The following is a 22,931-nucleotide window of genomic DNA, read 5'->3' on the forward strand; positions in this document are numbered from 1 at the left end:
GACGCCGCCGGCTCCTACGGCGACGAGGGCTCCCGACGCTCCATCGCCGACGTTGTCGACGCCGCCACCCTCGCCGAGGTCCGCGACTTCAAGCAGGCCCAGAAGCGCGCCGCCAAGGAGGCGAAGGCCGCGAAGGCCTAGCCGGGGTCGGGAAGCTCGCCCTCGATCGCGAGGTCGATCCGGACGTCGCGGTAGGTGGTGTGGGGCGTGACGGCGGGCGGCAGGTTCTGACGCCGGGTGCCCGACCAGGAGTCCTCGGCGGCGTCACCGGAGAAGACGATCTCGTCGCCCTCCACCTCGCCGAAGGACATCTCCTCCGCCCCCACCGAGCTCCGGAACGACAGCCAGCTCACCGCTCACCGGACCCGCGACGCGGAGCCCGCGTCGATCGCCGCGGACGGGCCGGAGCCTCGTCCTGGTCGCGGTTGGACTGCGGCTCGCCCGTCCCGGTGCGACGACCGGTCGCCCGCCGTTCCGGCTCCCGCCGCTCGCTGCGCCGACCCTCGGACGCGCTCGCCGGCCGGGCCCGCCGCGCGGAGGCGGTTCTGCGGACCGGTCCCGCGTCCTCGTCCGGGGAGTCCACCTCCGTGTCCTCCGCCGACTCCGCGACGGGCTCCTCGGCGGTCCCGTCCTCGTCGGCGTCGGCGTCGGCGTCGGTGTCGGTGTCGGCGACGTCGTCGTCGTCGGTCTCGTCATCGACGTCCCCCGAGTCCTCGGTGTCTGCGTCCTCGCCACCGGGCTCGTCGGTGTCGGCATCCTCGACATCGGTGTCGGCGTCCTCGGCCGGCTCCGAGTCGGTGTCGCGGGTGCCCGCCACATCGGTGACCGTGCCGACGAGGCTGCTGGTCGTGTCGGACACCGTGTCTCCGACGTCAGACACCGCCTCGCCGGCGCCCTCGCCGACGTCGGAGACGGCCTCGCCCGCGCCCTCGCCGACGTCGGACACCGCGTCACCGGCGCCCCGGCCCAGCTCGCCCACCGCCGTCGCGGCGCCCGAGCCGACCTCGGAGACCGCGTCGCTCGCACCGCCGCCGAGCTGCTCGACGGCCCGTCCCGCTCCCGCGCCGACCTCCTCGGTCGCCTGCCCGAGGCCCCGGGTCACGTGCTCGAGGATCTGGGGGTTGCGGTCGATGGTGTCGAGGACCCGGCCGACGATCCCCGCGACCTCGTCGAGCCGGACCTTCAACGTGGCCTGCGCGTTGACGCCGCGGATCCCGAGCTTGACCCGGCCCAGCGAGGCGTCCACGCCCACGTTGAGCTTGACCAGGTCGAGCACCTCGGCCTGCAGCGACACGTGCGCGCGCAGGTCCTCGACCTCGAGGTCGATCTCGTCGACCTCGAGGACCGGGACGTGGAGGTAGACGTCAGGGGCCTTGCGGTCCCCGCCGTCCCGGCCCTCGTCCCGGTCCTCGGCGGCCTCCGGCTCCTCGGCGCCGGACACGTCTCCGTCGGCCTGCCCGTTCTGCATCGTGTCCTCGGACATCGCTCACCTCGATCATCGTTGGTCGTGGCAGCGGCTGCCCCGGTGCGACCGGACCGCATACGCCGTCGGGCAGAGTTGGGCCGACGGCACGTCACGTCTCGACCGCCCGACGACGCCGGTGCGCCCACCCGCCGTCCCGGCGCCCGGCGCACGGTCGAGTCGGCTACCGGAAGCCGGCCACGGACTCGTCGAAGGCGGCGTAGGCGTCGTAGTCGAGGACGTCGTAGAGCTCCTGGCGGGTCTGCATCCGCCCGACCAGCCCGGCCTGCGTGCCCTCGGCCGCGAGGGTGCGCAGCCCGTCGGCGACCGCGCCCATCGCGAGCCGGAAGAGCGTCACCGGGAAGATGACGGCGTCGACGCCGAGGTCGGCCAGCGTCGCGACCGGCAGCAGCTCGCTGCGGCCGAACTCGGTCATGTTGACCAGCAGCGGGACCTCGAGCGCGGCCCGGAACCGCGCGATGTCGGCGGGCCCGGAGACGGCCTCGGCGAAGACCATGTCCGCGCCCGCGTCGACGTAGGCCCGAGCCCGGTCGACCGCGGCGTCAAGGCCCTCCACGGCGGCGGCGTCGGTGCGGGCGCAGACCACGAAGTCGGGGTCACGACGACCGCCGACCGCGGCCCGCAGCGTCTGCACCATCTCCTCGACCGGGCGCACCCGCTTGCCCGCGAGGTGCCCGCAGCGCTTCGGGTTCTCCTGGTCCTCGAGGTGACAGCCCGCGGCTCCGCTGTCCTCGAGCAGCTGGACGGTGCGGGCGGCCGAGAGCGGCTCGCCGAAGCCGGTGTCGGCGTCGACGAGCACGGGGAGGTCGGTGACGCGGGCGATCTGGGCCGAGCGCGCGGCGACCTCCGAGAGCGTGGTGAGCCCGACGTCGGGCAGCGCGAGGTCGGCGGAGACCACGGCGCCCGAGACGTAGACGCCCTCGAACCCGGCCTCGGCGATCATCCGCGCGCTCAGCGGGTTCGGCGCGCCCGGCAGTCGCAGCAGGCGGTCCGAGGCGAGCCCGTCGCGGAGCGCGCGACGGCGGGCGGACGGCGTCGTCGTCGTGTACAACACGCCGCCATCGTCCTCCGCGGCCCCGGTGGTGGGATGTCGTCATGCGCACCGTGCACGTCGTCGGCATCGGCGCCGGCTCCCCGGGACACCTCACCCTCGACGCCGTGGACGCGCTCGGCGCCGTCGACGTCGTGCTGCTGCTGGCCAAGCGTGGCGCCGCCGACGAGCTCACCGACGCCCGGGCGGATCTCGCGGCCCGCTTCGCGCCGCAGGCGAAGGTCGTGCGTCGTCAGGACGCCCACCGCGAGCGGGGGACCACCGAGGAGGGCCGCTACCTCGCGACGACGGCGAGCTGGCGCGACGAGCGGGTCGCGCTCTACGAGGAGCTCGTCGCCACCGAGGTCCCCGAGGGCGGGTCGGTCGCCCTGCTGGCCTGGGGGGACCCGGGCATCTACGACGGCACCGTCGACACGGTGGAGCGGATCGCCGAGCGCGGGAACGTGGACATCGCGTGGTCGGTCATCCCGGGGATCTCGGCGCCGGCCGCCCTCACCGCGGCGCACCGGGTGACGATGACGCGGACCGGGCGGCCGGTGGCAGTGACGCCGGCGCGGCAGGTGATCGCGGGGACGCCGACCGAGCGCGCCGACCTCGTGGTCATGCTCGACGGCGCCGACGCCCACGGGGTCGACGCCGCCCCGGACGACGCGACCGTCTACTGGGGCGCCTACCTCGGCACCCCCGACGAGGCGCTGATCAGCGGCCGGCTGGGCGACGTGCGCGACGAGATCCTCGGCCGGCGCGCCGAGCTGCGGGAGCGCAAGGGCTGGATCATGGACACGTACCTGTTGCGCCTCCCGTGATCGGGCACGAGGTCCGGGTCCACCCGTCGAGCGGGCGGCTCCCGCGCACCGAGCAGCTCGCATGGCACCTCGCCGTCCTCGCCACCGACCCGGTCGAGCCCGACCCCGACGTCGTCGGGATGGTCGTCAACCGGCTCGTCGACGACGTCGCCGTCGCCACCGCCGCGCTCGCCCGCCACGCCCCGACCACCGCCCGGGACCAGGCCCTCCGGCACCCGGCGGCGGGGCGCGGCGCCAGCGTGCTGGGCCTGCCCCCGGAGATCACGGTCTCCCCGGAGTGGGCCGCCTGGGCGAACGGGACCGCCGTCCGCGAGCTCGACCTCCACGACACCTTCCTCGCCGCCGACTACGCCCACCCCGGCGACACGATCCCGCCGCTGCTCGCGGTCGCCCAGCACACCGGCGCGACCGGCGCCGCCCTCGTCCGCGCGATCGTCACCGCCTACGAGGTCCACGTGGCGCTGGTGCGGGCCATCTGCCTGCACGCCCACCGGATCGACCACGTCGCGCACCTCGCACCAGCGGTCGCCGCGGGCCTCGGCTGCCTGCTCGGCCTCGACCCCGCGACGACGTCCGAGGCGATCGGTCAGGCCCTGCACACCACCACCGCCACCCGCCAGTCCCGCAAGGGCGAGATCTCGTCGTGGAAGGCGTTCGCGCCGGCGTTCGCCGGGAAGGTCGCGGTCGAGGCCGTCGACCGGGCGATGCGCGGCGAGGGCTCCCCGAACCCGATCTACGAGGGTGAGGACGGCGTCCTCGCCTGGCTGCTCGACGGCCCGGACGCCCGGTACACCGTCGCGCTGCCGGGGCCGGGGGAGCCGCGGCGGGCGATCCTGGACACCTTCACCAAGGAGTACTCCGCGGAGTACCAGTGCCAGGCGGTCATCGACCTCGCCCGCCGGCTGCGCCCCCGTGTCCCCGACCTCGCCCGGGTCACCGACGTGCTCCTGGAGACCAGCCACCACACCCACCACGTCATCGGCTCCGGCGCACACGACCCGCAGAAGTACGACCCGGACGCCACCCGCGAGACCCTCGACCACTCTGCGCCCTACGTCCTCGCCGTCGCCCTCGAGGACGGGTCGTGGCACCACGAGCACTCCTACACCCCGGAGCGTGCGCACCGGGCGAGCACGGTCGCGCTGTGGCGGACGGTCCGCACCGTCGAGGACCCCCGCTGGACCGCGGCCTACCACGCGCCGAGCCGGAGTTCGGGGGACGGGTGACGATCACCCTCGACGACGGGACCACGGTGGCCGACGAGCTCGCGGTCGCCGACGCGCACCCCCGCGGCGCCCGGCCGTTCGGGCGCGAGGACTACCTCGCGAAGTTCCGCACCCTCGCGGACGGCGCGCTGGATCCGGCCGAGCAGGACCGCTTCCTCGACCTCGCGACGCGGCTGCCGGACCTGGGTCCCGACGACGTCGCGCGCCTCACCGTGGCGGCCCCCGACCTCCCCGTGGGCGAGCCCGGGCTGTTGTGACCCCGCCTCAGCGGTCGGTCAGGCCCGCGGTGAGGTGCTCGACGTGGTGCACGGCCTCGTCGAGGAGCTGGGCGACGTGGTCGTCGTGCAGCCGGTAGCGGATCTGGCGGCCGTCGCGGTCGCCGACGACGAGGCCGAGGTGGCGCAGCACCCGGAGCTGGTGGGACACCGCGGACTGCTCCATCCCGACGTCGGCCACCAGGTCGCCGACCGTTCGTGGCCCGGACCGCAGCCGCAGGAGCAGGTGGAGCCGGCTCGGCGTCGAGAGGGCGTGCATGGTGCGGGCGACAACATCGACGGCGGGTGAGGCGACGTCCGGGATCGTCCCGTCGCCGCCGTGACCCATGGCCGGAGCCTACTCATCTCAGCGGTTGGTGAGACATGAAGACATGAACGACCTTTCATGGGTGTGTACCGTGGACCGGGTGTCGATCACCGAGGCCCGACCCGCGTCCGCCGCCGCGAGCCCGGGCGCGGCGGGCCGGCGCTCGGGGTTCGCGACCCTCGCCCGGCTGTCCGAGGCCCGCTGGGCGGGCCTCGCGCTCGCGACGTTCCTGGTCGGGGGCCTGCTGGTCCTGCTCGGGGCGCCGACGTGGGCGTGGGGGCCGCTGCTGGGGCTCTGCTACCTCGCCGGGGGATGGGAGCCGGCCCTCGAGGGGCTGCGCGCGCTGCGGGGCCGCACGCTCGACGTCGACCTGCTTATGGTCGTCGCCGCCCTCGGCGCCGCGGCCATCGGTCAGGTCGTCGACGGCGCGCTGCTCATCGTCATCTTCGCGACGTCGGGCGCGCTCGAGGCCTGGGCGACCGCGCGGACCGAGGAGTCGGTCGGCGGGCTGCTCGCGCTGGCCCCTACCCGGGCGCGCCGCCTCGCGAACGACGGGGGAGGCAACGACGGGGGCGGTGACGACGAGGGCGAGGACGTCGCGGCCGAGGCGCTCGGAATCGGCGACGTCGTCCTCGTGCGCCCGGGCGAGGCGGTGGCCGCCGACGGCGTCGTCGTCGCCGGGGCCGCCGACGTCGACCAGGCGAGCATCACCGGCGAGCCGCTCCCGGTCGCGAAGACCTGCGGCAGCGAGGTCTACGCCGGCACGGTGGCCAGCGGTGGCGCCCTGCGGGTGCGGGTGGTCCGCCCGGCCCCGGAGTCGGTGGTGGCCCGGATCGCGGCGCTCGTCGAGGAGGCGTCCCAGACGAAGGCCCGCACCCAGCTCGTCGTCGAGACGATCGAACAGCGGTACTCGGTGGGGGTCGTCGCGGTGACGCTCGCGGTGTTCGGCGTCCCGCTGGCGTTCGGCTCGTCGCTCGACGCCGCCCTGCTGCGCGCGATGACCTTCATGATCGTCGCCTCGCCGTGCGCGGTGGTGCTCGCGACGATGCCACCGCTGCTCGCCGCGGTCGCGAACGCCGGGCGCCGGGGGCTGCTCGTGCGCTCGGCGCCCGTGATGGAGCGGCTCGGGGCCGTCGACGCCGTCGTGCTCGACAAGACCGGCACCCTCACCCTCGGCGCGCCGCGGGTGGTGTCGGTGACCGCCGCCGACGGCGACGACGACGCGCTCCTCGCCCTCGCGGCCGCGGCGGAGGCGCCGAGCGAGCACCCGCTCGGGCGCGCGGTGGTGGCGGCGGCCCGCGTACAGGGACACGCGGTGGCGCCGGTGCGCGGGTTCGTGGCCGAGCCCGGCGCGGGGGTGCGTGGACGCGTCGACGGGCGGCTGATCGCGGTCGGCCGTCCCGACGAGGCCCTCCCGGATGGCCTCGCGGCCGTCGTCGCCCACGCCGAGGCCGCGGGACACACCGTCGTCGTCGTCACCGACCTCGACGCCGGCCGGACCCTCGGCGCCGTCGCGCTCGGCGATACCCTGCGCGGGGAGGCCGCCGACGTCGTGGCCGGCCTCGCGGCCCGCACCGCCGCGCCGCCCGTGCTCGCGACCGGCGACCATCCCCGGGCCGCCGCGGCGATCGCCGCCGACGTCGGGATCGAGGACGTCCGGGCGGGGCTGCTGCCGCAGGACAAGGCCGGGGTCGTCGACGGTCTGCACGCCGCCGGCCGGACCGTCGCCGTCGTCGGGGACGGGGTGAACGACGCGCCGGCGCTGGCGGCCGGGGACGTCGGCGTCGCGATGCACGGGGTGGAGCTCACGGTGCGCGCGGCGGACGTCGTCGTGCTCGACGGTGGCCTGCGCCGGCTGCCGTGGCTGCTGGATCTCGGCCGCCGGGCCCGCCGCACGGTGCGGGCGAACCTGGTGATCGCGGCCGTCCTCATCGCGGGGCTCGTCACGTGGGACCTCGTGGGGCACCTGCCGCTCGCGCTCGGCGTCGCGGGCCACGAGGGCTCGACGATCCTCGTCGCCCTCAACGGCCTGCGGCTGCTGCGCGGCCCGCGGGCCTGACCGGCCCGGCGTTTACATCAACGACGGTTGACGGAGGTGCCGACGGGGACCCGGAGTGGGACAGTGTCGAAGGGGAGGTGGTGACATGAGCAGGCGTCACGACGACGATCCGGTCCTCATCACCGAGGCCCAGGTCTCGTTCGACGACGAGTTCGCCGTACGCAAGCGGCGGTACTCGATCATCATGGCGTGCCGCATCCCCTGCCTGGTGCTGGCGGGTGTGTCCTACCTCGCCTGGGGCAACGCGTGGATCGCGGTGGCCCTCATCGTGCTGTCCGTGCCGCTGCCCTGGATCGCGGTGCTCATCGCGAACGACCGGCTGCCGAAGAAGGCGGGCAAGGTCAGCCGCTACCGGCCGGACCGCCGGGCCCTCACGCAGGTCAGCGATGCGCAGATCATCGAGGCCGCCGAGGTGCTCGATGCCCGCACGCACCGCACCGACGGGCCGCGTCAGGAGCAGCAGGACAGCGCCGAGCACGACCCGCCGCGGACGGGGACCGGCGGCTGAGCCCCGTCTCGCGGTATCGCTGTGCGGGAGCCGCCACACCGGACGCGGCCCGGTGGGGCATCATGGAGGCATGAGCCAGACCGCGGTACTCCCCGACGTCCGCCCGGAGGGCACGGACCGCAGCACGGACGACGACCCGAAGATGTTCCACTACGTCCGCAAGGACAAGGTGGCCGAGAGCGCCGTCATGGGCTCCATGGTCGTCGCGCTGTGCGGGGAGACCTTCCCGGTGACGCGCTCGCCGAAGCCCGGGTCCCCCGTGTGCCCGGCCTGCAAGGAGATCTTCGAGAAGCTCCCCCGCGGCGGGGACGACGACTAGGGGGCACCGCCTCCCCACGCCGCCCCGGACCGTCCCCGCGGTCCCGCCTGCCCGGCCGACGCCGGGCGTCCCTGGCCACGTCCCGCCCGGAGGGTCATGACCACGCGCGCTCCCCGCAGGAACCCCGCCTCCCGAGCGGGGCCCGACGGCCCGGCACCGGCCGCGCCGCCCCTGCGCCAGTGGCAGCGCCGTGCCCTCACCCGCTACCTCGCCGACCGGCCCAAGGACTTCCTCGCGGTCGCGACGCCGGGCGCCGGCAAGACCACCTTCGCGCTGAAGGTCGCCGCGGAGCTGCTCTCCGACCGCACGGTCGACACCCTGACGATCGTCTGCCCCACCGAGCACCTCAAGCACCAGTGGGCCGAGGCGGCGACCCGCGCCGGGATCGCGATCGACCCCGAGTACTCGAACTCGGTCGGGAAGATGTCGGCGGACTTCCAGGGGGTCGCGGTCACCTACGCGCAGGTCGCCGCGCATCCCGTGCTGCACATGAACCGCACCGAGGGCCGTCGCACCCTCGTGGTCTTCGACGAGATCCACCACGCCGGGGACGCGAAGAGCTGGGGCGAGGCGACCCGCGAGGCGTTCGCCGGGGCCACCCGCCGCCTCGCGCTCACGGGGACGCCGTTCCGGTCGGACGACAGCCCGATCCCCTTCATCACCTACGAGCCCGACTCCGCCGGGGCGCTGCGCTCCAAGGCCGACCACTCCTACGGCTACGCCGACGCGCTCGCCGACGGCGTCGTCCGCCCGGTGGTCTTCCTCGCCTACTCCGGGCAGGCCAGCTGGCGCACGAGCGCCGGCGAGGAGATGACGGCGCGGCTCGGCGAGCCGCTCACCGCCGAGCAGACCTCGCGGGCGTGGAAGACCGCGCTCGACCCCAAGGGCGACTGGATGCCCGCGGTCCTGCAGGCCGCGGACACCCGCCTGACCCAGCTGCGGGCCGGGGGGATGCCCGACGCCGGCGGGCTCGTCATCGCCACCGACCACACGACGGCCAAGGCCTACGCCAAGATCCTCGCGCGGCTGGCGGGCGAAGAGCCCGTCGTGGTGCTCTCCGACGACCCCAAGGCCTCCGGGCGGATCGCGGCGTTCGCGGCGTCGGAGGCGCGGTGGCTGGTCGCGGTCCGCATGGTCAGCGAGGGCGTCGACGTGCCCCGCCTCGCCGTCGGGGTCTACGCGACGAGCGCCTCCACGCCACTGTTCTTCGCCCAGGCCGTGGGCCGGTTCGTGCGCTCGCGGCGGGCGGGGGAGACCGCGTCGGTCTTCCTTCCCAGCGTCCCGACGCTGCTGGGGCTGGCCAGCGAGCTCGAGCTGCAGCGCGACCACGTGCTCGGCGAGCCGCACCGGCCGAAGGAGGGCCTGGACGACGAGCTGATCGAGCGGGCCAACCGCACCGAGGACGAGCCCGGCGAGCAGGAGCGCAGCTTCGAGGCGCTCTCCGCGGAGGCCGAGCTCGACCAGCTCATCTACGACGGCGCCTCGTTCGGCACCGCGGCCGGGTCGGGCACTGCGGACGAGCAGGACTACCTCGGGCTGCCGGGCCTGCTCGACCCCGATCAGGTGCGCGCGCTGCTCCGTCGGCGCCAGTCCGAGCAGCTCGACGAACGGGCGAAGCAGGAGGCCGCCGAACCGGCGCCCGCTCCGCCGTCCGTCCGGGCCAAGCCCGGCGCGGCCGAGAAGCTGAAGGAGTTGCGCCGGGAACTGAACACCCTGGTGGCGGCCCACCACCACCGCACCGGGGCCCCGCACGGCGCGATCCACGGCGACCTCCGCCGGGCGTGCGGCGGCCCGGCGACCCCGGTGGCGACGGCCGAGCAGATCGAGGAGCGCATCGCGACCCTGCGCTCGTGGCGGTGACCCCTCCGGAGACAGGAGGGGGCTCTGTGTTCGAGATCACAGCGGGCGCTGCTGCATACGCCCGGTGCCGATCTGGTCGCGATACGTGCCCGTCATCGCGGACACCGGTTCGTCACACTGCGTCGCCGGGCCGGGAGCCTCCGCCGTTCGTCGTCCGGGCCGCGGGGGTCGCTGTTGCGCCCGCGGATCACCCGTTCGAGCCTGTCCCGTCCGTGCGTCCCGGGCGTGGCGTCCGGCGCGGCGGCACGGCCGGCGCCGGGCAGGGCCGCACCACCCCCCGGCGTGCTCCGGTGGCGCGTCGGGACCCCAGACACGACGACGGCGGGCGGGAACCGGGGTGGTTCCCGCCCGCCGTCGTGTCGGGCTTCGTGGCGGCGAGCGCGTCGCCGCAGGTCAGGGCCGCGTCAGACGGCCGCGCCCGTCTGCACGTCGATGGAGAGCTCCTTGAACTTCGCCTCGTGGGCACGGGCGTGGTGCCCGCAGAAGAGCAGCTCTCCGCCGGAGGGCAGGACGGCGCGAACCTGCGCCGCTGCCCCGCAGCGGTCGCATCGGTCCGAGGCGGTGAGTTCTGGCCGGGTCAGGGTTCCGGGCATCGTCATCTCCCTCCGTTCGGGCACCGGCCGGGAAACCGGTCCCGCAGGCTCCGGCCGAGTGACCGTCGCCCCTCCACTGTGTCAGACCGGGACGACGACCGCTCGTGTTCACGCGCTGCTTCGTCGTGGGTCACATACCGCTCATCGCCGTTCAGCGACCGTTGTTATCGGGTACGGCGAGGAACCACACGATGGTGAGTCGATCTTCCGCGACGAACGGTCCGCCGGCGTGGTCACTCTTCGTGGTCGGCGGGGTCTCGATGTACGTCGGCGCGGCCCTCGCCGTCGGCCTGTTCCAGGAGGCCTCACCGGCCGGGGTCGCGTGGTTACGGCTCGCGGGCGCGGCGGTTGTGCTGGCGGTCTGGCGGCTCGTCGCGACCCGCGGCGGACGGCGTAGCGGGCGTTGGACCGGACGGCGGGTGGCGCTCGCGGGCGCCTTCGGGCTCGTGACGGCGGGGATGAACATCGTCTTCTACGAGGCGATCGCCCGGTTGCCGCTGGGGACAGCGGTGGCCGTGGAGTTCTCCGGGCCGGTGCTCGTCGCGGCGCTCGGGTCGCGGACACAGCGGGACTGGCTCGCGCTGGGCCTCGTCGTCGCCGGGGTGGCGCTGATCGCCGACGTCCGGCTGGAGGGCTCGCCGGTCGGTGTGCTCTGTGCGCTGGGGGCCGCGCTGCTCTGGGCCGGCTACATCGTGCTGGGCACCCGGGTCTCGCGCGGCTCGCAGACCGCGGGGGAGGGGATCGACGGGCTCGCGGTCGGGTTCGTGGTGGCGGCCGTGGTGCTCTCGCCGCTCGCGACGACGGTCGGGCGGGTGGCCGCCTCGCCGGTGCTGCTGGGCTCGGCGCTGGCCCTCGGGGTGCTCTCGTCGGTGGTGCCCTACGTGCTCGACCAGGTCGTGCTGCGCCGGGTCGGCCGCGCCCGCTTCGCGCTGCTGCTGGCGCTGCTACCACTCACGGCCACCGTCGTCGGGCTGATCGGGCTCGCCCAGGTCCCCGCGCCGCTCGAGGCGGTGGGCATCGCGGCGGTCGTCGTCGGGGTGGCGCTGCGGCGGGAGCCCGGTCCTCGTTCCGAGCGAAGGCCACCTTCGGTCGAATAGATCGGCCAGGGGCGCCCCTCGCCGGAAGCGGGGTGCACCGCCCTGCACGACTGAGGGGCGCCCACCGCCGAACAGATCGACCGAAGGGCACCGTCGCTCGGAATCGGGGTCGCTAGCCTGGGCCGCCTCATTCGCATCGTCGAGAGGTGGGGGCCGTGACCGGTGTCGAGGACTTCCGCGAGCGAGGCCGCGAGCTGGGCGCCGCGCTGGCCGCCGACGGCGTGGCGGGCGTGATCGTCGCGTGGGCGGACAACAACGGCATCCCCCGGTCGCGCACCGTTCCCGTGGCGGCGCTGCCGCAGGTGGCGGTGTCCGGGGTCGGTGTCACGACGCTGTTCGCGGTGTTCGACACCAACGACGCCATCACCTTCGCCGCGCCCGGCCTGCAGACCCCCTCCGGCGACCTGCGACTCGTCCCGCAGCTCGACCGCGTCACCCGCCTCGCCGGCCAGCCCGCCTTCGCGTGGGCGCCGGGCCGGCAGGTCACCGCCGACGGCGGCCCGTGGCCGTTCGACCAGCGCTCGGTGCTCGAGCGCACCGTCGCGCAGCTCGACGGCGCCGGGTACTCGGCGCTGGTCGGCTACGAGATGGAGTTCGGGGTCTACGAGCCGCCACAGGACGGCGACGAGCCCGACACGCTCGTCCCCGCTCACCCCGGGCCCGCCTACAGCCCGCACGCGCTGCTGCCCATCGACGACTTCGTCGCGGCGGTGATGCGCGACGCCGACGCGAACGGCCTGCGCCTCGGCCAGATCCACGCCGAGTACGGGCCGGCGCAGGTCGAGCTCTCCCTTGCCGCGACCGACCCGGTGACGGCCGCCGACCAGCAGTTGCTCGCCCGCCAGACGGTCCTCGCGGCCGCCGAGGCCCACGGGCTGCGGGTGTCGTTCGCGCCGCTGCCCACGCTGGCCGGCGCGGGCAACGGCTGGCACGTGCACACCTCGTTGTGGCGCGGCGACGAGAACCTGCTGGCCGGGACTGCGGACGGACCGAGGGGCACGGCAGGCGGAGCCTTCATCGCCGGGCTGCTGCGCGACCTGCCGGCACTCGCCGCGATCACGGCCCCCTCGCTCGGGTCGCTGGCCCGCCTCCGGCCCGGCTTCTTCGCCGGGGCCTACGGATTCTGGGGCGTGGAGAACCGCGAGGCCCCGCTGCGCTACGTCCCCGGCTCCGCCCTGCTCGGGGAGGACCACGCCAACGTCGAGCTCAAGGTCTCCGACGCGTCCGCCAACCCCTACCTGGCACTGGCCGCCCTCCTGATCGCCGGCGTGGCGGGGGTCGAGGAGAACCTCGCCCCGCCCGCCCCGATCGGCGAGGACCCGGGCACCTGGAAGAAGAAGGAGCGCGCCGCCGCCGGGATTGCGGAGCTCCCGGCCAGCCAGGCCGAGCAGGAGGAGGCCCTCTCCGGCAACCCGCGCATCGCCGGCGTGCTCGGCGAGGAACTCCTCGGGGCCTTCCTCGCCGTGCGGCGCGCCGAGGCCGCCTGGGCGGAGGAGAAGGAGACCGAGGACGTCCTCGCCGCCTGGCGCTGGAAGTATTAGGTGCGCTTGGTGCTCACCTGGGCGGAGCCCACCTGCCGGTCACGAGCGCCGGAGCGCATCCAGCTCGTCGTCGGACAGCCGCAGGTGCAGCGTCGGGAGGATCTCGCCGAGCTGGGCCAGGGTGCGGGCGCTGGCGATGGGCGCGGCCACCGTCCGCTGGGCCGCCAGCCACGCCAGCGAGACCGCGGCGACCGGGACGTCGTGCGCGGCGGCGATCTCGTCGAGGACGCCGAGCAGCGCCTCCCCGCGGTCGTCGAGGTAGCTGCGGGCGGCCTCGGCGCGGGCGTTGGCCATCGTGCCGCTGGCCGCGCCGGTGTCGACGTCCCCGCCCTCGGGCCGGTACTTGCCCGTGAGGAACCCCTTGGCGAGCCCGAAGTACGGGTAGCAGACGAGGCCCTCCCGCTCGACCACCGGCGCCTGCTCGGCCTCGTACGCGCGCTCGACGAGGTTGTAGTGGGGCTGTACGGCCGCGAACCGCGCGAGGTCGTGCTTGTCGGAGATCTCCAGCGCGCTCGCGAGCCGGTCGGCCTCGAAGTTCGACGCGCCGATCGCCCGGACCTTCCCGGCGCGGACGAGCTCGTCGAACGCGGCGAGGTAGTCCTCCTGCGGGGTGTCCATGTCGTCGCGGTGGGCGTAGTAGAGGTCGATGTGGTCGGTCTGCAGGCGACGCAGCGAGTCGTCGCAGGCCGCCTTGATGTTGTCGGGGCCGAGACCCTTGCGCTCCGCCCAGGACCCGACCTTCGTCGCGACCACGACGTCGTCGCGACGGCCGCGCCGCGCGAGCCACCGGCCGATCACGGTCTCGGACTCGCCGCCGGACAGGCCCTCGGCCCGCGCCATGTAGCTGTCCGCGCTGTCGATCATCTGCCCGCCCGCGGCGACGAACGCGTCGAGCAGGTCGAAGGAGGTCGATTCGTCCGCGGTCCAGCCGAAGACGTTGCCGCCGAGGCACAGGCCGGTGGGCAGGACGGGGAGCGAAGAGGTCATGGACCCTGCCTACCCGGTGGGCGGCGACGACGACGGGCAGACCCTGCATCCCCCAGGCAGATCTTGGCGACGACGGCGGGTGCGTGGCAGCGTCCGCTCCGGTCGACCGGGCGAGGAGGCGGTGTGGAGACGGATCTCGAGGAACTGCTCGCGGACACGGCGGCGCTGGGCGAGGCGCCCACGCTGCTCGTCGCCTGCCGGTTCGAGGGCGCCCTGTCACCCGACGGCGACGACCGCGCGGTCCAGCAGTCCTCCGAGGCGCTGAACGTGCTGCTGGCGCTGCCCGGCACCACGGTCGCAGTGATCTCGCGGCGCTCGGCCGAGGAGGTGTCGGAGCTGATGTTCCTCTCGGGCGCCAAGGGCGGCCTGCGGATGTGCGGGCCCGGGGACCTGACCGACCTGCGCCGGGAGGTCGGCGGCGTCGCGCTGGTGATCGACGTCGAGCCGGAGTCGCTGGCCGGGCTCGGACCCGACGACGTCGGGGTGCTCGTCGACGACGACGAGGACCCCGAGGACGACGGCCTGCGCCGGATCGCCGATGCCGACGAGGTCGTCGAGGTCCTCGAGGAGCTGGTGTCGGCCCGGCGCCACTAGGACCCGGGGGTCAGTGCCGCAGCGCCTCCAGCACCGCCGCGTGCACGGTCGGGCGGGCGATGAGCAGGTCGGGGGAGTAGGGGTCGTCGCGCCCGTACGGGACCTCGGTGCCGTCGATCCGGGTGGCGCGCAGCCCCGCCGCCATCGCGACCGCCATCGGCGCGGCGTTGTCCCACTCGTACTGTCCGCCCGAGTGCAGGTAGACGTCGGCCTCGCCGCGCAGCACCGTCAGCATCTTCACCCCCGCCGCGGAGCGCCGGACCAGCCGGACCCCGAACGCCCGCTCGACGTCGCGCAGCTCCGCCGGCGGCCGGGACCGGCTCACGGTGACCGCCAGGGAACCGTCGTCGGGAAGCGGGGTGTCCGGCACCGGCTCGACAGTGGCCGAGTCGACGAGCGCGTCCATCCCCGGCACCGAGACCGCGCCCGCCGCGAGCCGCCCGTCGATCACGAGCGCGACGTGCACCCCCCACTCGTCGGTGCCCCGCCCGAACCCGCTGGACCCGTCGAGGGGGTCGACGATCCAGAGACGGTGCGCCCCGCGGCGGGCGCGGGGGTCGAGCGAGCCCTCCTCGGAGAGCACGGCGTCGTCGGGACGGCGGTGGGCGAGCTCGCGGGTCAGGTAGGCGTGCGCGTCCGCGTCGCCGGCGTATTCCCGGTCCCGGCCCGGTGCCGTCCGGTCCCGCAGGTCGAGCAGCAGCTCGCCGGTGGCCGCGGCGAGCTCCCGGGCCAGGGCGGCGTCCTCGGCCGTCGCGGGGCTGCCGGGGGTCAGGACGTCCGCGGTGCTCACCCCCCGATCTTCGCCCACGGCGCCGGCGCCCGCTGTCGGGGTGGGTGCCGCGCGGCTCGGTCTCGGGAGGCCGGTGCCCCGGCGGCGCCGCTCAGGGGGTCTCGGCGGCGACGAGGACGCGGGCGAGCTCGTCGAGCATCGCCACGCGGGCGTCGTCGTTCTCCGGACCGGTCTGGGGCACCTGGTCGAGCAGCAGGCGCGCGAGGCTCGCGAGGCTGACCACCTGCGCGGCGTACTCCTCCGGGCCCCCGAGCTCGGAGAGCAGCCCTCCGACGGCCTCGAGGTCACCCGCGTCCATGGCCCGGATGACGGCCACCGAGCGCTCGTGGACGGCGGCCGGGTCGGGACCGGGGAGGTCGTCGGCCTCGGGGTGCTGGGTCATGGGCGACAGCATGTCAGGTGCGGGCAGGTTCCCGGCTTCGTCGTGACAGCGCGCTTGCTAGCATGCAGGCATGGCGCAGGTGAGCTGGCGCGCTCCCGACGAGCTGGTGTCGCAGGTCAAGGCCGTGGCGGCCCGGGAGGGGCGGAGCCTCAACGAGTACCTGACCCGGGTCCTGAGCGCCGTCGTCGACCCGGACACCGCCGACGACGAGATGTCGAGCCTGCGCGAACGGCTCGCCCGGGCGGGCATCCTCGCGGCACCGACGCCGGCCGTGGGCGCGCCGGACCCGGTCGCCGTGGCCGAAGCACGGCGGGAGGTCGCGGGCAGCGGAATCCACCTGGCGGAGCTCCTGTCCGAGGACCGTGGGTGAGCACGTTCGCGGACTCCTCAGCGCTGGTGAAGCTGTACGTCGACGAGGATCACCACGAAGCGGTGCCGGGGTGGGCGCCGCTCGTCGTCTCGCAGTTGGCCCGCGTCGAGGTCCCTGCCGCCCTGTGGCGGGGACACCGGCGCGGTGCCTACGGCGCCCGGGCGGCCGCGACGCTCGTCGCGCACTTCGAGTCCGACTACCACGGCCCCCGCTCGCGCTTCGGCGTCGTCGCGCCCGCCGCCCCCGTCCTCGACGACGCGGCCCGCCTGGCCGGCGTCCACGGGCTGCGCGCGTACGACGCCGTCCAGCTCGCCTCGGCCCGCGCCGCGGCGCTCGCCGACGACCGCGTGCGGACCTTCGCGGCGTTCGACGGTGCGCTGCGCGACGCCGCGGCCCGGGAGGGCTTCGTGCTACTTCCCTGAGCCGGATCGCAACGCCAGGAGCGCGTAGCCGGAGAGGCCCGCGATCACCGCGCACACCGCGAGGAGGACCGCGAAGTACCAGGCGCCGGTGGCGACGTACATGACGAGCCAGATGATCCCGGCGACGACGTTGAAGCCGAGCCCGAACTGGTAGCGGCGGCGCTCCTCGGGCCGGACCCGCTCGTTCCGGCCCGCCGGCCCCAGGAAGTCGTCCACGGCGCCACGGTAGCGGCGTCGGCGGCGGCATTGGCCGGGCCCGGGTTCGTGGCTAGTCTCGCCGGACCGGGCGGTGGTCCCAGACCGTCCCTCCTCGCTGGAGGCAGCGCCGATGAAGAAGCTCGCCGAGCTCCTGGTGTGCTTCATCCACCCGGTGGCGGTCGTGCTCGTCTGGCTCAATCTCGTCGTGCGCCCCGAGCTCAGCGGGACCGCCAAGATCGTCTGGGCGGTCCTCGCGCTGGTGCCGATCGTGCCGTTCGTCTACGTGCTCACCGGCGGGGAGCTGTGGGAGAGCTCCTCGAAACCGGCGGTTCCCCGCCGGTAGCACCCGTCCGCGTCAGACGAGGTGGACGACGGCGGAGACGACGAGGTAGCTCCCGAAGGCGCCGGCGGCGCCCGCCCCCAGCGCCGACGGGATCGCCTCCGCGAACATCAGCGCTCTCCCTCCGGCCGACACGGGGCGCGAGCCGGGGTGTGTCGGGGTGTCGGGCGTCGAGGTGAGGCCCGGCACCGGTGCGCGGACCGGGAAGGGGACGGAGGGCCCGGGAGGTCCGGGACGATCGGTCCCCTCCTGACCGGCGCTCGCCCGGCGCGCGTGGGGTGCCCCGGGTAGTTGGCTCAGGGACATGAACACCTCGGAGGCCGACGGAGCGCGGGTGGGCTGGAGAGTCGACGTCCCGCTGATCGGTCCCGTGGGCTGGCCACCCACTGGCAGCCTGGTCTTCCTCGCCGCCGTCGGCGGGCTCGCCGCGACCGGTCTCGTGCCGTGGCCCGTCGCCGGGCTGCTCGGGCTGGGGCACGTGCTGGCCCGCGACCGCGACCACCGGGTGGTCCAGGAGCTCGGGGCGGCCCTCGAGGAAGCCTGAACGGGTGCACACGGCAACGACGTTCCTCGAGGTGATGGAGCGGGTCGCCCAGGGTTTCGAGGTGCTCGCGGTCGTCCTGCTCGTGGTCGGCCTCGTGGCCTCGCTCGTCGTCGCCGGGTCGGTGTGGGTCCGCACCCGCTCGGGCCACCGGGCCTACCGCACGTTGCGCGCGTCCTTCGGCGGCACGCTGCTGCTCGGGGTGGAGGTCCTGGTCGCGGCCGACCTCGTCCGGACGATCGCGGTGGCCCCGACGCTCGAGAACGTCGCCGTACTCGGCCTCGTCGTGGTCATCCGCACGTTCCTGAGCTTCTCGCTGGAGGTCGAGATCGAGGGCATCCCGCCCTGGCGCCGGGCGCTCCTCGGGACGGTGGCGCGGTGGCCGCGGGGCGAGCGCCCGGGTGACGACGTCGAGGATTCCTGACGGGGCGGTCCCGGGTCACGTCCCGGGCAATTGGCCCAGGGTGACGGGGACCTGGCGCGGCGGGCCCGCCCCCGAGGTGACGGTGAGGGTGACCTGCTGGCCGGGGGTGAAGGTGGCGAGCGCGGCCGTGAGGTCGGCCGGCGTCGGGGTGGGCGTGCCGTTGATCGCCGTGATCACGTCACCCGCGACGAGGCCGGCCGCGGCCGCCGGCCCACCGGGGGCGACCGCGCTGATCCCGGTCCCGGCCGGTGCGCCGTCGGCGTTCACGACGCCCGTGACGGTCACGCCGAGGGCGGCGCGGTGCGAGTTGACGACGCGGTGGTCGGTCACCAGCTGGCCCGCGATGTCGGTGACGATGTTGCTCGGGATCGCGAAGCCGATGCCGGCGGCGGTGCCGCCGCTCTGCCCGGTGGTGGCGGCCAGCGTCGGGATGCCGACGACGTGCCCGTCGAGGTCGACCAGGGCGCCCCCGCTGTTGCCGGGGTTGATCGGGGCGCTCGTCTGGACCGCATCCGGCAGGGTCGCACCTGGAGAGGTCTGGTCGGCCGGTTCGCCGACGGTGCGCCCGGTGGCCGAGATGATCCCGTCGCTCACGCTGCCCGCCAGCCCGAGGGGATTGCCCATGGCGAGGACGAGGTCGCCGACCTGCAGCCGGCTGGAGTCCGCGAACGTCGCCGGGCCCGGCGCCCCCGGCGGCGGCTGGAAGTGGACCACGGCGAGGTCGTCGGGGGGATACGTTCCGACGAGGGTGGCGGGGTAGAAGGTCCCGCCGCTGGCGAGCTGCAGCTGGAACCGGGTGTTCCGGCCCACGACGTGGGAGTTGGTGACCACGTCGCCCTGCGCGTCGTAGATGACTCCCGAGCCCAGCCCGTCCGCGGTGACGATCTCCACGACCGAGGGGCGCACCCGGTTGACCACGTCGACGAAGCTGTTCTGCAGCGCCGCGGCGTCCCCGGTGGCGCCCCCCGCCGGCGGTGCCGTCGAGGTCGGAGCCGAGGTCGGAGCCGGACTGGTCGGCGGCGTGGGCGTGCTCGCGGCGTTGGTGCACGCGGCCAGCAGGAGGACCAGGACCGCGAGACCACCTGTCAGCACACGGAGCCGGGCCCGAGCAGCAGCGGACATCGGCCCCCCAGGTGTCTGTGCAGGACGGCGTCGACGGTGTCGGGCCCACTCCGGCCGGTCCAGGGCCGGTGGACCCGGCCTCGCCGGACCTCCGGGCCTCTGGCGACTCCCGGGGCCAGCGGCTCGGATCCCCTCCGGGGGGCGAGGAGGGCGGCACGATGAGCGGTCAGGACGAGCACGAGCCCACGCGACTGGAGGTCTGGCGAGCCCGGCGCCCGGGGCTGGACCACCTCGTGCGGGCGGGCACCCGCTACGTCGAGCGCCACGGCGACCACTACGCCGCCGCGATCACCTACTTCAGCGTGCTCGCGTTGGTGCCGTTGCTGATGATCGCCTTCGCCGTCGCCGGGCGCATCCTGTTCAGCGACGAGCAGCTCCTCGCCCAGCTGCGGGCCGGAATCGCCCAGACCGTGCCGCCCGCGCTCGCGCCGCTGGTCAACTCGGTCGTCGACACGGCGATCGACCAGGGGAGCGCCATCGGGATCGTCGGCCTCGTCATCGCCGTCTACGCCGGACTGGGCTGGATGACCAACCTGCGGGAGGCGCTCACCGCCCAGTGGGACCAGCGGGTGGAGCCGCCGTCGATGGTCCGGCGGTACGGGCTCGACCTGCTGGCCATGCTGGGGCTCGGCCTGGCCGTCGCCGTGTCGTTCGCGGTCGTCGCGGCCGGCACGCTGGTGTCGGACCGGGTCCTCGGGCTCCTCGGCCTCGGCGGGGGCCCGGGGGGCGACGCCCTCGTCGTCGTGGTCGGCCTGGCGCTGACCCTCCTCGCGAACTGGCTGGTCCTGGTCTGGGTCATCGCCCGGCTGCCCCGGCAACCGGTGACGGTGCGCAGCGCGGTGCGGGCGGCCGCGATCGGCGCGGTCGGGCTGGTGATCCTCCAGGAGGTGATGTCGGTCTACCTGGGCGCCGTGACGTCCTCGCCCGCGTGGGCGGCCTTCGGTCCGATCCTCGGGCTGCTCGTCTTCGCCAACGTCGTGTCACGGTTCGTCCTGCTCGTGGCGGCGTGGGCGGCGACGGCGCCGGAGAACGAGCCCGAGCCGGTCCCGGAGCCGGCGCCGGTGGTGGTCCGGCCCGCCGTCACCGTCGTCCGCGGCCCCTCGGCCGGGGCCACGGCGGGGCTGCTGGGGCTCGGCGCGCTGCTCGGGGCCGTCGGTGGGGCCGTCACCCGGCGCCGCTGACGTGGTCAGGGACGACGAGGGCCCCCGAGCCGCAGCTCGGGGGCCGTCGTCGTGATCTGCGGGAACTCAGTCCAGGTAGTCGCGCAGCACCTGGGACCGCGAGGGGTGCCGCAGCTTCGACATCGTCTTCGACTCGATCTGGCGGATGCGCTCGCGCGTGACGCCGTAGACCTGGCCGATCTCGTCGAGGGTGCGCGGCTGGCCGTCGGTGAGGCCGAAGCGCAGCCGGACGACGCCGGCCTCGCGCTCGGAGAGCGTCGCGAGGACCGACTGCAGCTGGTCCTGCAGCAGCGTGAACGACACCGCGTCGACCGCGACGACGGCCTCGGAGTCCTCGATGAAGTCACCGAGCTGCGAGTCGCCCTCGTCGCCGATGGTCTGGTCGAGGCTGATGGGCTCCCGGGCGTACTGCTGGATCTCCAGCACCTTGTCCGGGGTGATGTCCATTTCCTTGGCCAGCTCTTCCGGGGTGGGCTCGCGGCCCAGGTCCTGGAGCAGCTCACGCTGTATCCGGCCCAGCTTGTTGATGACCTCGACCATGTGCACCGGGATGCGGATGGTGCGGGCCTGGTCGGCCATGGCGCGGGTGATGGCCTGGCGGATCCACCACGTCGCGTAGGTGGAGAACTTGTAGCCCTTGGTGTAGTCGAACTTCTCGACCGCACGGATCAGACCGAGGTTGCCCTCCTGGATGAGGTCCAGGAACGCCATGCCGCGGCCGGTGTAGCGCTTGGCGAGCGAGACGACGAGGCGGAGGTTGGCCTCGAGCAGGTGGGACTTGGCGCGCTCGCCGTCCCGGACGATCCAGCGCAGGTCGCGCCGCATCTGCGTCGCGAGCTCCTGCCCGGCCTCGGCGACCTTGCGCAGGCGCTCCGCCGCGTAGAGGCCGGCCTCGATCCGCTTGGCGAGCTCGACCTCCTCCTCGGCGTTGAGCAGCGCCACCTTGCCGATCTGCTTGAGGTAGGCGCGGACCGAGTCGGCCGAGGCGGTGAGCTCCGCGTCCTTGCGCGCCTGGCGCAGCGCCTCGGACTCCTCCTCGTCCCAGACGAAGTCGCCGGACTTCTTGTCCTCCTCGGAGGGCTCCTCGGCCTCGACGTCGACCGCCTCGACGACCTCGGCCCCGAGCGCCTCGACCTCGTCGGTCAGGTCCTCGGCACCGGGGGCGGCCTCCTCGAGCTCGCCCTCGGGGGCCTCGAGCTCGGCCTCGCCACCCTCGGCGGGGGCGTCGGCCGAACCGGCCTTCTTGGCGGGCGCCTTCTTGGCGCCCTTGGCCGCCGCGCCGGACTTCGCCGGGCGTGCGGCGGACTTCGTGGCCCGCGACTTGGTCGCGGTCTTCGCCGTCGCGGGGGCGTCCGCGTCCTCGGTGGTCACCACCGCGAGCGAGGAGGGCTGCTCAGCCGTGGCGGTGGTGGCCCGACGGCGGGAAGCGGAATCTGCGGCTGCCACGTACGACCTTTCGCGACGAACGAACTGCGGGACGGACACCGGATCGACGGGGGCGCGGACGGTCACGACGGGGCGTGTCGGGAACGGCTCCGGACCCGGCTCCGGCGGCGTGCCGTCCTGGGCTGCGCTCTATTGTAACGACGCCGGGTGACCGCCGCCGGTACCTCACGTCGACCAGTCGTCGCGTCCACTCGGCGCAAGGCCCGGGGAGATCCCGATCGGGCGGGAATCCGCAGCTCAGGGGCTCGTCCCCTCCATCGCGGCCATCGCCGCGCCGACGATCCCGGCCTGGTTCTGCAGCTGGGCGGGGACGATCCGGGTGCGCGCCTCGAGCAGCGGCACCCACTTGTCCGGTTTCTTGCTCACGCCGCCGCCGAGGACGAACAGATCCGGCCAGAGCAGGTCCTCGAGGACCTGCAGGTAGCGCGAGAACCGCTTCGCCCACTTCCCCCAGCTCAGCTCCTCCCGCTCCCGGGCCGACGCCGACGCGCGGGTCTCGGCGTCGTGCCCGTCGACCTGGAGATGACCGAACTCGGTGGAGGGCAGCAGGACCCCGTCGTGGAAGACCGCGCTCCCGATCCCGGTGCCGATGGTGAGCATGCAGACCACCCCGGCCACCCCCTGCCCGGCCCCGAACCGCACCTCGGCCAGCCCGGCCGCGTCGGCGTCGTTGAGCACGTGCACGGTGCGCCGCCCCAGCCGCTCCCCGAACAGGGCCAGGGCGTCCGTGCCGGGCCAGCTCGGGTCGATGTTGGCCGCGGTGTGGGCGATGCCGTCCTTGACCACCGAGGGCAGCGTGATCCCGACCGCGCCCTCCCACCCGTGCGCCTCGACGACCGCGGCGACCGTGTCGACCACCGCCTCGGGGGTGGCGGGGTGGGGCGTCTCGATCCGCACGCGGTCGGCCATCAGATCGCCGGAGGTGGTGTCGACGACGTTGCCCTTGACCCCGGTCCCCCCGACGTCGATCCCGAGTCGCCATGCGTCGTTCACGTGGGCCCCCTCTCGC

Annotated in this window: 28 protein-coding genes and 1 pseudogene; 17 read left to right on the top strand and 12 right to left on the bottom strand. The window is 74.7% G+C overall.

Translation table 11 applies throughout. The features are described from left to right. Positions 1-141, top strand: a pseudogene (locus tag VGH76_RS00465) (Fe-S cluster assembly protein HesB); the annotation flags it as partial. On the opposite strand, the gene VGH76_RS00470 reads toward VGH76_RS00465, so the two are convergent. The 3 genes from VGH76_RS00470 to prpB all read right to left on the bottom strand — a co-directional run bounded on the left by VGH76_RS00470 (position 138) and on the right by prpB (position 2,537). Beyond that, on the bottom strand, positions 138-353 hold the full coding sequence (locus VGH76_RS00470; protein WP_331554633.1) for a hypothetical protein: 216 nt from the start codon (positions 351-353) through the stop codon (positions 138-140). The pseudogene VGH76_RS00465 and the gene VGH76_RS00470 overlap by 4 nt on opposite strands. Continuing rightward, positions 350-1,483, bottom strand: a complete 1,134-nt coding sequence (locus tag VGH76_RS00475) for a hypothetical protein (RefSeq protein ID WP_331554634.1) — start codon at positions 1,481-1,483, stop codon at positions 350-352. Before VGH76_RS00475 ends, VGH76_RS00470 begins: the two co-directional genes overlap by 4 nt. A 163-nt stretch (positions 1,484-1,646) precedes the next feature. Then, positions 1,647-2,537 (bottom strand): methylisocitrate lyase, encoded by an 891-nt coding sequence (gene prpB, locus VGH76_RS00480; protein WP_331554635.1) that lies wholly within the window; start codon positions 2,535-2,537, stop codon positions 1,647-1,649. Between the two features lie 41 nt (positions 2,538-2,578). Between prpB and cobF the strand changes: the two genes are divergently transcribed. The 3 genes from cobF to VGH76_RS00495 are packed head-to-tail and all read left to right on the top strand — an operon-like array spanning position 2,579 to position 4,823. After that, the gene (cobF, locus tag VGH76_RS00485; RefSeq protein WP_331554636.1) at positions 2,579-3,340 is read left to right on the top strand and encodes a precorrin-6A synthase (deacetylating); all 762 of its coding nucleotides are present in this window, start codon (positions 2,579-2,581) and stop codon (positions 3,338-3,340) included. Next, on the top strand, positions 3,337-4,566 hold the full coding sequence (locus VGH76_RS00490) for an MmgE/PrpD family protein (RefSeq protein WP_331554637.1): 1,230 nt from the start codon (positions 3,337-3,339) through the stop codon (positions 4,564-4,566). Before cobF ends, VGH76_RS00490 begins: the two co-directional genes overlap by 4 nt. Next, positions 4,563-4,823, top strand: coding sequence for a hypothetical protein (locus tag VGH76_RS00495; protein WP_331554638.1), 261 nt, complete (start codon positions 4,563-4,565; stop codon positions 4,821-4,823). The genes VGH76_RS00490 and VGH76_RS00495 overlap by 4 nt, the downstream gene beginning before the upstream one ends. Positions 4,824-4,830: 7 nt before the next feature. On the opposite strand, the gene VGH76_RS00500 is transcribed toward VGH76_RS00495, so the two are convergent. Further along, positions 4,831-5,169: a metalloregulator ArsR/SmtB family transcription factor gene (locus VGH76_RS00500; RefSeq protein ID WP_331554639.1), complete on the bottom strand. Its 339-nt coding sequence runs from the start codon at positions 5,167-5,169 to the stop codon at positions 4,831-4,833. Between the two features lie 79 nt (positions 5,170-5,248). Between VGH76_RS00500 and VGH76_RS00505 the strand changes: the two genes are divergently transcribed. The 4 genes from VGH76_RS00505 (at position 5,249) to VGH76_RS00520 (ending at position 9,894) form a co-directional block, all read left to right on the top strand. Further along, positions 5,249-7,207 (top strand): heavy metal translocating P-type ATPase, encoded by a 1,959-nt coding sequence (locus VGH76_RS00505; protein WP_414637632.1) that lies wholly within the window; start codon positions 5,249-5,251, stop codon positions 7,205-7,207. A gap of 85 nt (positions 7,208-7,292) precedes the next feature. After that, on the top strand, positions 7,293-7,715 hold the full coding sequence (locus tag VGH76_RS00510; RefSeq protein ID WP_331554640.1) for a DUF3099 domain-containing protein: 423 nt from the start codon (positions 7,293-7,295) through the stop codon (positions 7,713-7,715). Positions 7,716-7,785: 70 nt separating this feature from the next. Next, on the top strand, positions 7,786-8,034 hold the full coding sequence (locus VGH76_RS00515; protein WP_331554641.1) for a DUF3039 domain-containing protein: 249 nt from the start codon (positions 7,786-7,788) through the stop codon (positions 8,032-8,034). Between the two features lie 96 nt (positions 8,035-8,130). After that, a complete protein-coding gene (locus tag VGH76_RS00520) occupies positions 8,131-9,894 on the top strand; it encodes a DEAD/DEAH box helicase (RefSeq protein WP_331554642.1) in 1,764 nt (587 codons plus the stop codon). Between the two features lie 404 nt (positions 9,895-10,298). On the opposite strand, the gene VGH76_RS00525 is transcribed toward VGH76_RS00520, so the two are convergent. Beyond that, the gene (locus VGH76_RS00525; protein WP_331554643.1) at positions 10,299-10,493 is read right to left on the bottom strand and encodes a DUF7455 domain-containing protein; all 195 of its coding nucleotides are present in this window, start codon (positions 10,491-10,493) and stop codon (positions 10,299-10,301) included. Between the two features lie 185 nt (positions 10,494-10,678). Between VGH76_RS00525 and VGH76_RS00530 the strand changes: the two genes are divergently transcribed. Together VGH76_RS00530 and VGH76_RS00535 are read left to right on the top strand one after the other, a co-directional pair. Further along, complete coding sequence (locus tag VGH76_RS00530; protein WP_331554644.1) at positions 10,679-11,584, top strand: EamA family transporter; 906 nt, start codon at positions 10,679-10,681, stop codon at positions 11,582-11,584. A gap of 155 nt (positions 11,585-11,739) precedes the next feature. After that, positions 11,740-13,125, top strand: coding sequence for a glutamine synthetase family protein (locus VGH76_RS00535; protein WP_331554645.1), 1,386 nt, complete (start codon positions 11,740-11,742; stop codon positions 13,123-13,125). 39 nt (positions 13,126-13,164) lie between these two features. Here VGH76_RS00535 and VGH76_RS00540 read toward each other — a convergent pair whose 3' ends face one another. Then, complete coding sequence (locus tag VGH76_RS00540) at positions 13,165-14,112, bottom strand: aldo/keto reductase (protein WP_331554646.1); 948 nt, start codon at positions 14,110-14,112, stop codon at positions 13,165-13,167. A gap of 123 nt (positions 14,113-14,235) precedes the next feature. Here VGH76_RS00540 and VGH76_RS00545 point away from each other — a divergent pair, with 123 nt between their 5' ends. Beyond that, on the top strand, positions 14,236-14,706 hold the full coding sequence (locus VGH76_RS00545) for a hypothetical protein (RefSeq protein WP_331554647.1): 471 nt from the start codon (positions 14,236-14,238) through the stop codon (positions 14,704-14,706). A 10-nt stretch (positions 14,707-14,716) separates the two neighbouring features. Here VGH76_RS00545 and VGH76_RS00550 read toward each other — a convergent pair whose 3' ends face one another. Both VGH76_RS00550 and VGH76_RS00555 read right to left on the bottom strand, forming a co-directional pair. Beyond that, on the bottom strand, positions 14,717-15,496 hold the full coding sequence (locus VGH76_RS00550) for an inositol monophosphatase family protein (RefSeq protein ID WP_331554648.1): 780 nt from the start codon (positions 15,494-15,496) through the stop codon (positions 14,717-14,719). A gap of 91 nt (positions 15,497-15,587) precedes the next feature. Beyond that, a complete protein-coding gene (locus tag VGH76_RS00555) occupies positions 15,588-15,878 on the bottom strand; it encodes a hypothetical protein (RefSeq protein WP_331554649.1) in 291 nt (96 codons plus the stop codon). A gap of 70 nt (positions 15,879-15,948) precedes the next feature. Here VGH76_RS00555 and VGH76_RS00560 point away from each other — a divergent pair, with 70 nt between their 5' ends. Together VGH76_RS00560 and VGH76_RS00565 are read left to right on the top strand one after the other, a co-directional pair. Beyond that, complete coding sequence (locus VGH76_RS00560) at positions 15,949-16,248, top strand: transcriptional regulator (protein ID WP_331554650.1); 300 nt, start codon at positions 15,949-15,951, stop codon at positions 16,246-16,248. Then, on the top strand, positions 16,245-16,670 hold the full coding sequence (locus VGH76_RS00565) for a type II toxin-antitoxin system VapC family toxin (protein ID WP_331554651.1): 426 nt from the start codon (positions 16,245-16,247) through the stop codon (positions 16,668-16,670). The genes VGH76_RS00560 and VGH76_RS00565 overlap by 4 nt, the downstream gene beginning before the upstream one ends. Here the strand turns inward: VGH76_RS00565 and VGH76_RS00570 are convergent. After that, a complete protein-coding gene (locus tag VGH76_RS00570) occupies positions 16,659-16,886 on the bottom strand; it encodes a hypothetical protein (RefSeq protein ID WP_331554652.1) in 228 nt (75 codons plus the stop codon). The two genes, VGH76_RS00565 and VGH76_RS00570, sit on opposite strands and share 12 nt — an antisense overlap. 112 nt (positions 16,887-16,998) lie before the next feature. Between VGH76_RS00570 and VGH76_RS00575 the strand changes: the two genes are divergently transcribed. From VGH76_RS00575 to VGH76_RS00585, 3 genes are all read left to right on the top strand, one after another. After that, positions 16,999-17,211, top strand: coding sequence for a hypothetical protein (locus tag VGH76_RS00575; protein ID WP_331554653.1), 213 nt, complete (start codon positions 16,999-17,001; stop codon positions 17,209-17,211). A 301-nt stretch (positions 17,212-17,512) separates the two neighbouring features. Then, positions 17,513-17,752 (top strand): hypothetical protein, encoded by a 240-nt coding sequence (locus tag VGH76_RS00580; protein WP_331554654.1) that lies wholly within the window; start codon positions 17,513-17,515, stop codon positions 17,750-17,752. A 4-nt stretch (positions 17,753-17,756) separates the two neighbouring features. Further along, entirely contained in the window at positions 17,757-18,173 is a 417-nt protein-coding gene (locus VGH76_RS00585) for a DUF1622 domain-containing protein (RefSeq protein WP_331554655.1), read from the top strand. Between the two features lie 15 nt (positions 18,174-18,188). Here VGH76_RS00585 and VGH76_RS00590 read toward each other — a convergent pair whose 3' ends face one another. Then, positions 18,189-19,265, bottom strand: a complete 1,077-nt coding sequence (locus VGH76_RS00590) for a S1C family serine protease (RefSeq protein ID WP_331554656.1) — start codon at positions 19,263-19,265, stop codon at positions 18,189-18,191. A 188-nt stretch (positions 19,266-19,453) separates the two neighbouring features. Between VGH76_RS00590 and VGH76_RS00595 the strand changes: the two genes are divergently transcribed. Continuing rightward, positions 19,454-20,476, top strand: a complete 1,023-nt coding sequence (locus VGH76_RS00595) for a YhjD/YihY/BrkB family envelope integrity protein (protein WP_331554657.1) — start codon at positions 19,454-19,456, stop codon at positions 20,474-20,476. A gap of 66 nt (positions 20,477-20,542) precedes the next feature. On the opposite strand, the gene VGH76_RS00600 is transcribed toward VGH76_RS00595, so the two are convergent. Together VGH76_RS00600 and ppgK are read right to left on the bottom strand one after the other, a co-directional pair. Next, positions 20,543-21,922: an RNA polymerase sigma factor gene (locus tag VGH76_RS00600; RefSeq protein ID WP_331554658.1), complete on the bottom strand. Its 1,380-nt coding sequence runs from the start codon at positions 21,920-21,922 to the stop codon at positions 20,543-20,545. Positions 21,923-22,159: 237 nt separating this feature from the next. Then, positions 22,160-22,915: a polyphosphate--glucose phosphotransferase gene (ppgK, locus tag VGH76_RS00605; protein ID WP_331554659.1), complete on the bottom strand. Its 756-nt coding sequence runs from the start codon at positions 22,913-22,915 to the stop codon at positions 22,160-22,162. Between the last annotated feature and the right edge of the window lie 16 nt (positions 22,916-22,931).

Origin of the sequence: Actinomycetospora sp. (assembly GCF_036497585.1) — a bacterium.
Lineage (GTDB): Bacteria > Actinomycetota > Actinomycetes > Mycobacteriales > Pseudonocardiaceae > Actinomycetospora.

Bases quoted from the DNA above. Each gene is read 5' to 3' on its own strand.
- VGH76_RS00475 (WP_331554634.1), bottom strand. From the start codon at position 1,483: ATGTCCGAGGACACGATGCAGAACGGGCAGGCCGACGGAGACGTGTCC.
- cobF (WP_331554636.1), top strand. From the start codon at position 2,579: ATGCGCACCGTGCACGTCGTCGGCATCGGCGCCGGCTCCCCGGGACAC.
- VGH76_RS00500 (WP_331554639.1), bottom strand. From the start codon at position 5,169: ATGGGTCACGGCGGCGACGGGACGATCCCGGACGTCGCCTCACCCGCC.
- VGH76_RS00510 (WP_331554640.1), top strand. From the start codon at position 7,293: ATGAGCAGGCGTCACGACGACGATCCGGTCCTCATCACCGAGGCCCAG.
- VGH76_RS00515 (WP_331554641.1), top strand. From the start codon at position 7,786: ATGAGCCAGACCGCGGTACTCCCCGACGTCCGCCCGGAGGGCACGGAC.
- VGH76_RS00520 (WP_331554642.1), top strand. From the start codon at position 8,131: ATGACCACGCGCGCTCCCCGCAGGAACCCCGCCTCCCGAGCGGGGCCC.
- VGH76_RS00525 (WP_331554643.1), bottom strand. From the start codon at position 10,493: ATGACGATGCCCGGAACCCTGACCCGGCCAGAACTCACCGCCTCGGAC.
- VGH76_RS00530 (WP_331554644.1), top strand. From the start codon at position 10,679: ATGGTGAGTCGATCTTCCGCGACGAACGGTCCGCCGGCGTGGTCACTC.
- VGH76_RS00540 (WP_331554646.1), bottom strand. From the start codon at position 14,112: ATGACCTCTTCGCTCCCCGTCCTGCCCACCGGCCTGTGCCTCGGCGGC.
- VGH76_RS00555 (WP_331554649.1), bottom strand. From the start codon at position 15,878: ATGACCCAGCACCCCGAGGCCGACGACCTCCCCGGTCCCGACCCGGCC.
- VGH76_RS00560 (WP_331554650.1), top strand. From the start codon at position 15,949: ATGGCGCAGGTGAGCTGGCGCGCTCCCGACGAGCTGGTGTCGCAGGTC.
- VGH76_RS00575 (WP_331554653.1), top strand. From the start codon at position 16,999: ATGAAGAAGCTCGCCGAGCTCCTGGTGTGCTTCATCCACCCGGTGGCG.
- VGH76_RS00580 (WP_331554654.1), top strand. From the start codon at position 17,513: ATGAACACCTCGGAGGCCGACGGAGCGCGGGTGGGCTGGAGAGTCGAC.
- VGH76_RS00595 (WP_331554657.1), top strand. From the start codon at position 19,454: ATGAGCGGTCAGGACGAGCACGAGCCCACGCGACTGGAGGTCTGGCGA.